The organism is Aquabacterium fontiphilum (assembly GCF_009909205.1).
GTDB lineage: Bacteria > Pseudomonadota > Gammaproteobacteria > Burkholderiales > Burkholderiaceae_C > Aquabacterium > Aquabacterium fontiphilum.
In genome coordinates, this window is the sequence record NZ_JAAAPN010000010.1 from 65689 (window position 1) to 78688 (window position 13000).

At 67.1% G+C, this 13000-nt stretch carries 12 protein-coding genes; 1 reads left to right on the top strand and 11 read right to left on the bottom strand.

The genetic code is table 11. The features are described 5' to 3' along the window. Window positions 1-26: 26 nt before the first annotated feature. The 11 genes from GTZ97_RS12650 to GTZ97_RS12700 all read right to left on the bottom strand — a co-directional run bounded on the left by GTZ97_RS12650 (window position 27) and on the right by GTZ97_RS12700 (window position 12033). Window positions 27-1166, bottom strand: a complete 1140-nt coding sequence (locus tag GTZ97_RS12650; RefSeq protein ID WP_236651196.1) for an outer membrane protein assembly factor BamB — start codon at window positions 1164-1166, stop codon at window positions 27-29. Window positions 1167-1225: 59 nt separating this feature from the next. Continuing rightward, window positions 1226-1888: a YfgM family protein gene (locus GTZ97_RS12655; RefSeq protein ID WP_161651003.1), complete on the bottom strand. Its 663-nt coding sequence runs from the start codon at window positions 1886-1888 to the stop codon at window positions 1226-1228. Between the two features lie 45 nt (window positions 1889-1933). Then, window positions 1934-3235, bottom strand: a complete 1302-nt coding sequence (gene hisS / locus GTZ97_RS12660; RefSeq protein WP_161651004.1) for a histidine--tRNA ligase — start codon at window positions 3233-3235, stop codon at window positions 1934-1936. Window positions 3236-3266: 31 nt separating this feature from the next. Next, window positions 3267-4535 carry a flavodoxin-dependent (E)-4-hydroxy-3-methylbut-2-enyl-diphosphate synthase gene (gene ispG / locus GTZ97_RS12665; protein ID WP_161651005.1) on the bottom strand — a complete coding sequence of 423 codons (1269 nt, stop codon included), beginning with the start codon at window positions 4533-4535 and terminating at the stop codon, window positions 3267-3269. Then, entirely contained in the window at window positions 4532-5539 is a 1008-nt protein-coding gene (locus tag GTZ97_RS12670) for a helix-turn-helix domain-containing protein (RefSeq protein WP_161651006.1), read from the bottom strand. Before GTZ97_RS12670 ends, ispG begins: the two co-directional genes overlap by 4 nt. Next, window positions 5532-6368, bottom strand: a complete 837-nt coding sequence (gene pilW, locus GTZ97_RS12675; protein ID WP_236651197.1) for a type IV pilus biogenesis/stability protein PilW — start codon at window positions 6366-6368, stop codon at window positions 5532-5534. The genes GTZ97_RS12670 and pilW overlap by 8 nt, the downstream gene beginning before the upstream one ends. Before the next feature lie 50 nt (window positions 6369-6418). Then, window positions 6419-7561 (bottom strand): dual-specificity RNA methyltransferase RlmN, encoded by a 1143-nt coding sequence (gene rlmN, locus GTZ97_RS12680; RefSeq protein WP_161651007.1) that lies wholly within the window; start codon window positions 7559-7561, stop codon window positions 6419-6421. Window positions 7562-7585: 24 nt separating this feature from the next. After that, complete coding sequence (gene ndk / locus GTZ97_RS12685) at window positions 7586-8011, bottom strand: nucleoside-diphosphate kinase (RefSeq protein WP_161651008.1); 426 nt, start codon at window positions 8009-8011, stop codon at window positions 7586-7588. Between the two features lie 115 nt (window positions 8012-8126). Further along, a complete protein-coding gene (gene rluB / locus GTZ97_RS12690) occupies window positions 8127-10022 on the bottom strand; it encodes a 23S rRNA pseudouridine(2605) synthase RluB (protein ID WP_161651009.1) in 1896 nt (631 codons plus the stop codon). Window positions 10023-10039: 17 nt separating this feature from the next. Next, the gene (gene scpB / locus GTZ97_RS12695) at window positions 10040-10717 is read right to left on the bottom strand and encodes an SMC-Scp complex subunit ScpB (protein ID WP_161651010.1); all 678 of its coding nucleotides are present in this window, start codon (window positions 10715-10717) and stop codon (window positions 10040-10042) included. Window positions 10718-10998: 281 nt separating this feature from the next. Then, window positions 10999-12033, bottom strand: coding sequence for an RluA family pseudouridine synthase (locus GTZ97_RS12700; protein ID WP_161651011.1), 1035 nt, complete (start codon window positions 12031-12033; stop codon window positions 10999-11001). Between the two features lie 124 nt (window positions 12034-12157). Between GTZ97_RS12700 and GTZ97_RS12705 the strand changes: the two genes are divergently transcribed. Continuing rightward, complete coding sequence (locus tag GTZ97_RS12705) at window positions 12158-12997, top strand: outer membrane protein assembly factor BamD (RefSeq protein ID WP_161651012.1); 840 nt, start codon at window positions 12158-12160, stop codon at window positions 12995-12997. Window positions 12998-13000 lie beyond the last annotated feature (3 nt).

Sequence of the window (13000 nt, forward strand, 5' to 3'; positions counted from 1 at the left end):
TCACTCAGCCCGACCAGCGGGCAATGTCAGTTCAGGCGCAGCGCGTAGACCGAGCCTTTTTGGGTGGCCACCAGCAGCAGGTCGCGCACGACCACGGGCGTACCGGCGGCGGGGCCATCCAGTTCGAGGCGGGCCAGCGTGCGTCCATCGGCCAGGGCCAACAGGTGGACGAAGCCGCTGTTGTCGACGAACGCCGCCCGATCGCCCCAGATCACTGGCGCAGACAGGCCTCGGTGTGTGAAGCGGTCGACACGCCACAACTGCTCGCCGTTGTCCATCTTCCATGCGGTGATGCGGTCAACGCCGTCGGCGCCGACCACTACGCGCTCATCGGCGCCGACGCCCTGGGTGCCGGCCTGGGGCCGCGCCCAGCGCACCGAACCGCGGTTCAGCTCCAGACAGGCCACGGACAGCTGGAAGACCCGCACGCAGGCTTCATCATCGGCCCGGGCCAGCGGGCCGACCAGGTCAGCCAGGCGCTCGACTTCGTTGGTGCCGCGCGGCGTGCCGACGTTGACGTCGAAGCGCACAGTGCCACGGGTCGGATCCAAGCCGACAAGCCGCGAGCCTTGCCCCACCAGCAGCGTGTCGCGGAACGGCGCAAGCACGCCTCGGGTCGCCAGCGTCAGGCTGTCGCCACCCGGCCGCTGGTACTGCCACAGCCAGCGGCCGTCCAGTGCGTCATAGCCGCGAACGTTGCGGTCCAGCAGCATCACGAAGACGCGTTCGCCGGCCACGAGCGGCGGGGTCGTCACGCGGCCCGGCAACTGTTCGCGCCAGGCCGGCTTGCCCTGGTCGAAGACCATCAGTTCATTGTTCTGCGTGACCACGGCGGCATGGCGCCCGTCGCTGCCCGCGCCTGCACTGATGCGGGCGTCGATTTGGGTGCGCCAGCGCTCCTTGCCGCTGTCCAGTTCCCAGGCAGCGAGCGTGCCGCCGGTGGACACGGCCGTAACGGCGCCGCCAGCGACGACCAGACCGAGATCGGCCGAGGTGTCGCCGATCCGGTTCTGCCACGCCACCGACAAGCGCGCCGACGGCTTGAGCGCCTCCAGGGGCGCCGGGCTGGGCTTGCTGGAGCCGCAGCCGGTCAGCGCCAGCGCCGCAGAGCCGACGGCCAGGGCCCACAGCGAGCGGCGGACGGTCGAGGAGGTGAAAGACATCATGAAGCGGTTCCGTTCAGATCAAGTCGGTTCGGTTCGGGGACGACTCAGCGCCCGACCGATCAGGAGTTCACGTCTGGACGTGGCTGGGGCGCCTGGCCCAGCGCCGTCAGCTTGCCTTCGATCAGCCGACGGTACTCGACGGACGGATCCATGGCCTGCCAGGCGGCGCGGTACGCCTCGATCGCCTCTGCGGTCTTGCCCTGAGCCTGCAGGACGTCGCCGCGCCGGTCGGCTGCCAGTGCCTCGAACTCCGCCGGCATCTTGGCCGCCAGCAACTTGAGTGCGCCGTCATGCTCCTTCGCATCCAGCAGCACGCCGGCAAGCCTCAACCGGCCAATGGCCACCAAGTTGTCGTTCTTGCCGTGGTCGACCAGCCATTGCAGCGCGGCGCGGGTGTCGTCGGCCTTGCCTGCATCTGCCGCCACACGTGCGGCCAACAGGGCCCCCTGCTCGGCAAAGGTCGTCCCGCCATACTGATCTTTCAGGTCGGCGAAGGCCTGGCGCACCTGGTCGACCTGCCCGGCCGAGGCCGCGCGGTCAAGTTCTTCGTACAGGCCACCCGCCGCCCCGGCACGCTGCTGTTGCCAATAGAGGTAGCCCGTCCAACCGGCATAGGCGCCCAGCACCAACACCAGCACCCAGGTGATGAGGTTGCCGTATTGCTTCCAGAATTGCTTGATGCGGTCAAGCTGTTCCTGTTGATCCGAGTCGTACGTGGCCATGAGAGCGCGTCGGTTGATGGTTGGTGTTCGGGCGTGGAGCCGGGATTATGACGCGGACGCGCGAGCAAGCCCGCTCGCCCAGCCGGCCATGTCGGTCAGGCGCTGCTGCAGTTGCTCGCCGCCGTCGCGAAGGGGCTTGACGGTGACCTGGCCGGCCGCAAGTTCGTCGGGCCCGAAGACCAGCGCAAAACGCGCCCCACTGGCGTCGGCTTTCTTGAACTGCGACTTCGCGCTGGTCGGGCCGTCCTTGCCCTGGGGATGCAGTTGTACGCAGACGCCATGCGCCCGCAGCCCCTCGAGCGCGTGAAGCACGGTGGCCATCGGGGCACCGGCCAGCACGACGGCATAGGCATCGGGCGCTGGCGCGGTGGGAGCCGCGCCGACCTCTTCCAGCAACAACAGCAGGCGCTCCATGCCCAGGCCCCAACCAACGGCGGGGGCGGGCTTGCCGCCCAGCTGCTCGATCAGCCCGTCGTAGCGGCCGCCGCCGCAGACGGTGCCCTGCGCGCCGAGGCGGTCGGTCACCCATTCGAAGACGGTGAGGTTGTAGTAGTCCATGCCGCGCACCAAGCGCGTGTTCAGCTCGTAGGGCACGCCGACGGCATCCAGCGCGGCCCGCACGGCGTGCAGGTGAGCCAGCGAGGCTTCGCCGAGAAAATCCATGAGCTTGGGTGCCGCCTCGACGATGGGCTGCATGGCCGGATTTTTTGTGTCCAGAATGCGCAGCGGGTTGCTGTGCAGCCTGCGACGGGCGTCGTCGTCCAACTGGTCGGCGTGGGCTTCCAAGTGGCGGATCAGCGCTTCGCGGTGGGCCAGCCTTTCGGCTGGCTGCCCCAGGCTGTTGAGTTGCAGGCGCACGTCCTGGCCCACGGTCAGCCCCAGGTCACGCCACAGCGCAGCCGTCATCAGGATGACTTCGGCATCCACATCCGGCCCCGGGAAACCCAGCACCTCGGCGCCCACCTGATGGAACTGACGGTAGCGGCCCTTTTGCGGACGCTCGTGACGGAACATCGGCCCGATGTAGTAAAGCCGGCGACCGCCTTCGTACAGGAAGTTGTGCTCGTTCATGGCGCGCACCACACCGGCCGTGCCTTCGGGGCGCAGCGTGAGGCGGTCACCGTTGAGGCTGTCCTCGAACGAGTACATCTCTTTTTCGACGATGTCGGTCACCTCACCCAGGCCACGCACGAACAGGGCCGTGGGCTCGACGATGGGCGTGCGCACGTTCTGATAGCCGTAGCGCCGCATCAGGCGCCGCACCGTGTCTTCGAGCCACTCCCACCGCGCCGAATCGGGCGGCAGGATGTCGTTCATGCCCTTGATGGCCTTGAGTTGTTCCGCCATGAAAAAAGTTGAATGCGTTGACGCGTCGACCTCAGGCCACAGCCTGACCAAAGCGACGCTGGATGTATTGCTCGACGAGGGCCTGGAACTCGGCCGCGATGCCTTCGCCGCGCAGCGTCAAGGCCTTCTCGCCATCGATGAAGACGGGGGCCGCGGGGGCCTCGCCGGTGCCGGGCAGGCTGATGCCAATGTCGGCGTGCTTGCTTTCGCCCGGGCCGTTGACGATGCAGCCCATGACAGCCACCTTGAGGTTTTCGACGCCGGGGTATTGCGCCCGCCAGATCGGCATCTGCGCACGCAGGAAGTCGTCGATCTGCTTGGCGAGTTCCTGGAACGTTGTGCTGGTGGTGCGGCCACAGCCCGGGCAGGCCGTGACGCTGGGCACGAAGGCGCGCAGACCCAACGCCTGCAGGATCTCGAGCGCCACCACGACCTCTTGCGTTCTGGCTTCACCCGGCTGGGGCGTAAGCGACACGCGGATGGTGTCGCCGATGCCCTCTTGCAGCAGCACGGACAGCGCGGCCGCCGAGGCCACGGTGCCCTTGGTGCCCATCCCGGCTTCGGTCAGGCCCAGATGCAGCGGATGACGGCAACGTTGCGCCAGGGCGCGGTAGACGGAAATCAGATCCTGCACGCCGCTGACCTTGCACGACAGAATGACCTGCTCAGGTGCCATGCCGAGATCGCAAGCCTGCCGGGCCGATTCCAGCGCCGACGTCACCAGCGCCTGGTACATCACCTGCTTGGCATCCCAGGGCTGGGCGCGGCGGGCGTTCTCATCCATGAGCGCCGCAAGCAGCTCCTGATCCAGGCTGCCCCAGTTCACGCCGATGCGCACGACCTTGTCGTAACGCATGGCGGCTTCGATCATCTGGGCAAACTGGCGGTCTTTCTTGTCGCCCTTGCCCACATTGCCCGGGTTGATGCGGTACTTGGACAGGGCCTCGGCGCAGGCCGGGTGGTCGGTCAACAGGCGATGGCCGTTGTAATGGAAATCGCCCACCAGCGGCGTGTCGATGCCCATGCGGTCAAGCTGGTCGCGGATGTGTGGCACAGCCTCGGCCGCTTCAGGCGTGTTCACGGTGATGCGCACCATCTCGGAGCCCGCGAGCGACAGTTCCTTGACCTGGATGGCAGTCCCGATGACATCCACCGTGTCGGTGTTGGTCATGGACTGCACGCGCACGGGCGCGTCGCCGCCGATGGTGACCACGCGGCTGCCCCACACCACACGGGCCTGCAGGCTGCGGCGCGGCGCAGGCGAAGCCACGTCAATCAGCTCAGGGATTTGCGAACTCATTTCAACTCCAGACGCGCGACGTTGTTGCGGGTATGGGGAGCCAGGTCAATCGGCTGGCCGCCGTAGCGCAGGCTGACCGCCGGGGCGTTGCCGACACGCACGCGCAGCGGCGGCTGGCCCTCGACTTCGAGGCTCTCACCGGCCTGGACCAACCGCGAAAACACCTTGCGGCCACTGACCGCCTCACGCACATCGACCCAGGCCGGCTCTCGCACACTGAGGCCCACGCGACCGTTGCCCCCCGGCGCGTTGGCCGGATCCAGACTCAGCGGTGGTACGCCGCCAGATGCCACCGGCGCGGCCCCACCTGACTGCGTCGCTTCTGGCGCTGAGGCAGACGCCACCTGTGACGCAGGCGCAGCCACCGAAGCGCTCACCCCAGGCGGCTCGGCGAAGGGCACGGCCGTGTCGGGAGGCTGCGTGCCCACCTGGGCTTCCGCCCCCTCGCCGTCTGCGCCGGCCACGCCTTCCGCGGGCTTGCTATCCGACACAGCAGAAGGGGACGCATGCTCGGACGATGTTCCCCAGGGGCCGAACTGCCACGGCATGCTGTCCGGCCAACCATAGACCACGGCGGCCGCCAGCAGAATGAGCAGGGGAACCAACAGACGATGACGGGACAGGCTGCGCCAGCCTGAAGTGCCCAGGGACAGCTTGCTCAGCCCGCCCCGGCGCTGAGGCAGTGGCTGGTTCAAAGGTGCATGGGCCTCATGCAGGCGCGCCGGCTCCGCCGGCGGCAACGCCCGCAGCACGGGTGCTGGATCGATTTTCAGGGCACGGCAGACCGTCTGCGCCAGCGCCCGGGTGAAGTTGGCGTCGGCCACTCGCGCAAGCTGGTCGGATTCCAGCGCCTGGATGCGGCCCGGCGCCACCTTGATGATGGCCGACAGGGCTTCGACGGTCAGGCCCTGCCTTTCTCGCTCGGCACGCAGCAACTGCCCCGCACTGCGCTGCGAGGCATCCGGCTGCTGGAGCCCGGATGGGGTGCTGCCTGGCTCACTCATCGAAGCGCCCCAGTTCCAGCGCCGTGGCCTCTCGCGACGTCGGGAAGCGACTGCGTAGCTGCGAGCCCAGTTCGTTGCGCCCTGCGATGTTGCCAAGGCGGTGTTCGATGCGCGCGGCCAGCCACAGCGACTCTGCCGTGACCTGCTCAGGAACATTGTTCACGCGGCGGATGTAAAAACGGGCGCGCTCAAGCTCACCGCGGCGATGCAGCACCATTGCCAGGTTGTAGGCGGTGGCCGGATTGCCTGAGTCGACCTCGTACGAGGCCAGCAGCGTCTTCTCAGCTTCGGCAAACAGCCCCGCCCGCATCTGGCAGACACCGCGCGCGAGCAAGGTACGGCTGGTGTCGACCGTCAGCGGAAAGCCCATGGCCCGGTTGAAAAGACTGTCGGCAGCGGCATACTGGCCCCGGTTGCAGAGGTACCACGCGTAGTTGTGCATCACGCTGCCATTGCCCGGGTCCAGATCCATGGCACGGCGAAAGCTGGACTCGGCCCGCTCGGCGTCGCCCAGCGCGTCGTAGATCAGAGCGCGCAACTCATGGGTGGCAGGCAGCCGTGCGTCAATCGACTCTGCTTGCTTGAGTTCATCCAGCGCAGTGGTGAACTGCCCCTGCTGGTAATAGGTCGTGGCCAACTCCAGCCGGATGCGGGCGCGGCGGCGGGTCTCGCTGTCGTCGGAGGCAGTGGGAATGTCGCGTGGAGCGCGGACGCTCGCTCCAGCCGGTCCACCCGTTTGCGGCACCTGCACACAGGCCGTCAGCCCCAAGGCAAGCAGCATCCAGGTGACCAGCAGCAGCCCGGCGGGCCGGGATCGCGACATCGTCATGCAGTGTCTCCTATGTTGACTGACCGGTCCTGTCGACCGGAGCCGGCGCCTTACGCAGGCCGCCCACCCCGCGCCGACCGTTGAATCGCGCTGACCGGCACAACCACCGGCTCGCGCCGCATGCGCGTTTGCGCGTTGGTGCGGTCCTGAACCTCGCCAGCGAGCTGACCGCACGCTGCATCGATGTCGTCGCCACGCGTCTTGCGCACGGTGGTGACGATCCCGGCATCCGCCAGGATGCGTGCAAACGCCTGAACCCGCGCCAGAGGCGAACGATGCAAGCCGGACTCGGGGAACGGGTTGAACGGTATCAGGTTGAACTTGCAGGGAATGCGACCCTTGACCAACGCGATGAGTTCCCGCGCATGCGCGTCGCTGTCGTTCACCCCGTCGAGCATGCAGTACTCAAAGGTGATGAAGTCGCGCGGCGCGGCCTGCAGATACCGACTGCAGGCTTCGAGCAACTCGGCAATCGGATACTTGCGGTTGATCGGCACGAGCATGTCGCGCAAGGGGTCATTGGGCGCATGCAAGGACACAGCCAGCGCCACAGGACAGTCGTGTTGCAGGCGCTCGATCATGGGCACGACACCCGACGTCGACACGGTCACGCGGCGGCGCGACAGGCCGTAGCCGTGGTCGTCGAGCATGGTGCGCAAGGCCGGCACCAACGCGTTGTAGTTCTGCAGCGGCTCGCCCATGCCCATCATCACAACGTTGCTGATGACGCGCTCCGATGTCTGAAAGCGCTTGCGCAAGGTGTGTTCAGCAAACCACAGCTGGGCGATGATTTCGCCTGTGCTGAGGTTGCGACTGAAACCCTGATGGCCGGTGGAGCAAAAACGGCAGCCCACGGCACACCCGGCTTGTGACGACACGCACAAGGTGGCGCGATCGTCTTCGGGGATGTAGACCGATTCGACGGCGTTGCCGCCGCCGACGTCGAACAACCATTTGATGGTGCCGTCCGAAGAGACGTGTTCGCTGATCAGCGACAGCCCCTGGATGACGGCGGCGCCCTGCAGCTTGCTGCGCAGGGACTTGGCGAGATCCGACATCTGATCGAAATCGGACGCGCCCTTCTGATGAATCCAGCGAAACAACTGGGTCGCGCGAAAGCGCTTCTCACCCAGTTGCTCGCAGTACGCGGCCAGCCCGTCGAGGTCGAAATCGAGCAGGTTGACCGCTTGCATGATGGATACAGCCTTGGCCGCTGATCAGCGGCTGTAGACGTTCATGCCGGGAAAGAAGAAAGCCACTTCAACGGCAGCGGTTTCCGGCGCGTCCGAACCGTGCACGGCGTTGGCGTCGATCGACTCGGCGAAGTCGGCGCGGATGGTGCCGGGAGCGGCCTTCTTGGGATCGGTGGCGCCCATCAGGTCACGGTTCTTCGCAATAGCGCCTTCGCCTTCCAGCACCTGCACGAACACGGGGCCGGAGATCATGAAGTCCACCAGGTCCTTGAAGAAGGGACGCTCTTTGTGAACGGCGTAGAACTGCTCGGCTTCGCCGCGCGACAGTTGCACCAGCTTGGCGGCCACGACCTTCAGGCCAGCGCCTTCAAAGCGGGCGACGATCTGGCCGATGACGTTCTTGGCGACGGCGTCGGGCTTGATGATGGACAGGGTGCGTTCGATGGCCATTTTTGGTTCTCCAGAATCAGTGGTTTGCCACAGTGCTTGACAAAACCGGATATTGTACCTTGCGCCGGCGCCCCTTCCGGGGCACGCGCTGCGTGTTCACGTTGCCTTGGAGGCTTCAGCGGCGTCCGCGACGACCGCCGCCGCCGCCGCCACCACCGCCACCCCCGCCCCCACGGCGGTTGCCACCACCGAAATAGGCGTCGGCGCCGATATAGCCCACCGAGGTCTGCATCGGATCGGGCTGGCGCGGCCCCTTCTGCTTGCCACCCTGCGGGCGGTCATGATCCTGATCAGGGCGACCGAAGCCTGACGTGATCCGCTTGGAGCCGCTCTTGACGAAACGACGGTCGAAGGTCTGTTCCAGCGGATTCGGGATGGGCCCGATGTGATCCAGATCGTCGTCGTCGCGCGGGGTGTGACTGCGCTCGCGTTCCTGCTGGGGGCGCGGGCCCTTGCCGCCCTGGCCGCCAGGTCCACCTTGCCCGCCATGCCCTTGCGGGCCGCGGCCTTGCTGCGGGCCATTACCCCGACCTTGCGGCTTGCCGCCCTTGCCCTGCTGGGGCTGGTTGCGCCCGCCCTTACCGTGGCGGCCCTGCCCTTGCTCCTGGCGGTCCAGGCCCACCAGCGACTTGATGGCGCGCACATCCGACTCGCCGAGCTCGACCCACACGCCGCGCTTAAGGCCTCTCGGCAGCACGACGGCACCATAGCGCACCCGGATCAGGCGGCTGACGGTCAGACCAACCGCATCGAACAGCTTGCGCACCTCGCGGTTGCGGCCTTCAGCGATCACGACGCGATACCATTGGTTCACGCCCTCACCCTGGCCGTTGGAGATGGCCTTGAACGCGGCCTTCTGGCCGTCCACGTCAACGCCCTCAAGGAGACGCTGGCGCGAGGCATCGTCCAGCGACCCCAGCACGCGCACGGCGTACTCGCGCTCCACACCGAAGCGCGGGTGCATCAACTGGTTGGCCAACTCACCCGAGGTGGTGAACAGCAGCAGGCCTTCGGTGTTCAGGTCGAGACGACCCACCGACATCCACTTGCCATGCTGCAGGCGCGGCAGGTTGCGGAACACGGTCGGACGCCCCTCGGGGTCGTCATGGGTCACCACCTCGCCCACCGGCTTGTGATAGGCCAGGATACGCGCAGGCGGCGGCGTGATGCGGGCACGAATGGGCTTGCCGTCGAGCTTGATCCGATCGCCGAACGAAACGCGTTGGCCAATGTGGGCCACCTGGTCGTTCACCTCGATGCGGCCATCCTCGATCATCTTCTCGATGTCGCGGCGTGACCCGACGCCGGATTGCGCCAGCACCTTCTGCAGCTTGGGCGCATCGGGCTCGGGGCGCAGCACGCGCTTGTAGGCTTCTTGCTCACCTGCGGCTTCAGGCTCGTCGGCATCGCGGTCGAAATCGCCGGATACCAGCACCTCGAACACTTCTTGCGCCTGTTGGGCTGCGAGTGCGGCGCGACGCGGCCCCAGGCCAGCTTCGTCGCCGTCGCTTGTCGCCGCGCCCTCGGCCCCCTCCACGGCTTCCGTGCCGGCCTCGTCGATCACGGCGTCGGCATCAATACTGTCGTTGCGGGCAGGCCCGGGCTGCGGGGCGGCCTGCTGCGAAGCAGCGGCGGGCCCGGCGGCCTTCTCCGGTGCGGCAGCGAAAGCGGGCGCAACCTCTGCATCGGACGCGACCTCGGTCGCGGGCTTGCGGCGGGCCCGCTTGGCCGCAGGCGCTGCCTGGGCAACCTCATCAGCCGGGGAGGCAGCCGGGGCTGACGGATCGCCGGAAACCAAATCGGGTGCGGGGGCGGGCGCGGCATCAGCCTTGCGACGGCGGACGGTCTTGCGCGCCGGCGCAGCCTCGGGCGCCACACCCTCGGCCTCGACGGTCGGGGCCGCCGCGGCCTCACCCGCAGGCGCATCGGCCGCGGCTGCACGAGGGCGACGGGCGCGCTTGGGCTTGGCCTCGACCGGCTCGGCCGGCGTCAGGGAATCGGGGTCTTGCATGGGCTCTTGGTCCTTCGTCATGGCGCAAGGGGCGCGGGCTGCGCGCCGGAATCAGGCGCCGCGTCGTTGTCAGCGGGCAGCGCAGGGTCAACAGGGTGCTCGTTCACTTCGCCGGCCAGGGGCACCGAAAGGTTGTCGGGCAATTCGAGGCCGGGCAACTCGCCCTGCCCCACCGGCAACCCGTCCAGGGTCGGCAATTGGGCCAGCGACGCCAGCCCCAGGTCATCCAGAAACTGCCGCGTGGTGGCAAACAAGGCCGGGCGACCCGGCGCCTCGCGGTGGCCAATCACTTCGATCCAGCCGCGGTCTTCCAGTTGCTTGATGATGTGCGAACTGACGGTCACGCCGCGGATGTCTTCTATGTCGCCGCGCGTGACGGGCTGTTTGTAGGCAATGATGGCAAGCGTTTCCAGGGTGGCCCGAGAGTACTTGGGCGGTTTTTCGGGGTGGAGCCGGTCCAGGTGGGCCTGCACATCACCCCGCGTCTGAAATCGCCAGCCCGAGGCCACTTCGACCAGCTCCACGCCGCGATCCGCCCAGTCTGCCTGCAGACCGGCCAGTAGGGCCAGCACGGCGTCGGTCGACAGCGCATCGTCGAACAGCACACGCATGTCGCGCACCGACACCGGCTGGTGCGCGCACAGCAATGCCGCTTCAAGAATGCGCCTGGCTTCCTGGCTGCTCGGAACGTCCATGTCGTTGTCAACCACGTGGCGTGGCCCCGCCGAGGCGGCAGGCCTTGACCAATTCCATCAAGCTTGTTGTATCGGGATCCGGCTTGCGCCTGGCCCTGCGGTGGCAGCCTGAGGGCCGCCGGATTACGGGTGTTCGATCTTCGGGGGCCTCGCACACCGCGCATCACGCACGGGCAAGGCGAACTCACGTCGATGGCCGCAGCGTCATCCCGCTTTGGCCCGCTGTAACACGTGGGTCAAGGCGCGTTGGCAAACCTGCACACCCCATGTCAGCACCTGCATTATGCACGACTTGCGCCCGGCGTGGTGAGCGTGGGCTGGGGCCACGCCAACTGCGCCCAGACGTGGGCAAGATCCGTCGGCAGCGGCGCCACAAACGCCATGGGCGTGCCAGTATGGGGATGAGCGAAGGCCAGACGGGCCGCATGAAGGGCCTGCCGGTTCAGACCAAGGGCTGGGCGCCCGCCGTACAAGGCGTCGGCCAGCAAGGGGTGCCCGCGTTGGCTCAGGTGCACACGGATCTGGTGGGTGCGGCCCGTGTGCAACACACAGTGCACTGCACACAGCCCAGTGGGCAGCTCGGGGATCGCCGCCGACTGCAGCACGGTCACGTCGGTCTGAGCCGGTTTACCTGACGCGACCACGGCCATGCGCGTGCGCACAGCGGGATCACGGCCAATTGGCGCGTCAATGTGATGCTGCCCTTGCCATTGCCCGTGCGCAAGCGCCAGATACTGGCGGCTGACCTCGCGCTCCGCAATGGCACGCACCAGCGCCGTCATGGCCGCCCACGTCTTGGCCACGACCATCAGGCCACTGGTGTCCTTGTCCAGCCGATGCACGATACCCGCCCGGGGCAGATCGGCCGCGCCCGCATGGTGGGCCAGCAAGCCATTCATCAGCGTACCGCGCCAGTTGCCCGCCGCAGGATGGACAACCAGCCCGGCCGGCTTGTTGACCACCAACAGGTGCGCGTCTTCAAAGACGACGTCCAGGGGCATGACTTCGGGCACGAAGGCCTGGCTCTGCGCCGTGGGTCGGACCTCGATGCGCAGGCACTGGCCCGCCTGAACCTTGCGAGACGGTGTGGTGATGGCCTGACCATCCACCGTCACGGCCCCCTCCTCGATCAGCGCCTGCAGGTGGCTTCTGGAATGGTGCGGCACCAGAGCGGCGACCACCAGGTCCAGCCGCTTGCCATGCGCTTGAGCCGGCACGGCCGCCTCGACCACCTCGTCGTCCAGATCGGCCAGTTCGTCAGCAGCAGGCGGTACGGGCAGATGCGCGACGGAATCAGTAGGGGTATGGCGAGGCATGAAAAAGGTATGGTGGGCAAGGGGCCGGAGGACGGCGAGGCCCCTCTATACTGCGCACTCTGGCGCTGTATGGCGAGCCACGGCGGTTGAACCGCCTCAATGCAACGTGAAACTGCTGAAAACCATGTCTTGGAGCTTCCTGGGTGGCCGCGCCACCGGTCTGGTGGCCTTGGCCTTGTGCGCAACCCTGACGGCCTGCGGCACTTCTCCCCGCGACGAATACGCCAACGTTCAGCCTGAAAAATTGTATGCCGACGCCCGCGAAGAGATGGGCGAAGGCAACTTCGAAACCGCCATCAAGCAACTTGAGCGCGTTGAAGCACGTGCTTCGGGCACCTTGCTGTCTCAGCAGGCTCAGATCGACCTCGCCTACGCTTACTACAAGACGGGTGAACGCGCCCAGGCCCTGGCCAAGCTCGAGCGCTTCATGCGCCTGCATCCGAGCAGTCCGGCCATGGACTACGCACTCTACCTGCAGGGCCTGATCAACTTCAACGAAGACCTCGGTCTGTTTGGCCGCCTCTCGCGGCAGGACCTGTCCGAGCGCGACCAGCAGGCTTCGAAGGACGCGTACGAATCCTTTCGACAGCTCATTGAGCGCTTCCCCGATTCACGCTACGCCGAAGATGCACGCCTGCGCATGAACCACATCGTCAACTCGCTGGCGGCAGGCGAGGTGCACGTGGCCCGCTACTACTTCCGCCGCGGCGCCTATCTGGCAGCAGCCAACCGCGCTCAGCAGGCGGTGGTGGACTACCAGCGCTCGCCGGCAGTGGAGGAAGCCCTGTCCATCATGGCCCGCAGCTACGATCGCCTGGGCATGACGGACCTGCGGGATGCAGCGCTGCGGGTGTTGCGCCAGAGCTTTCCCAACAGCGTCTACCTGAACCTGAGCAACAGCGACGCCCCGGCGGCCGCCTCCACGCCCCCCGCTCAGAAGCGGCCTTGGTGGCAGCTCTGGTAAGCG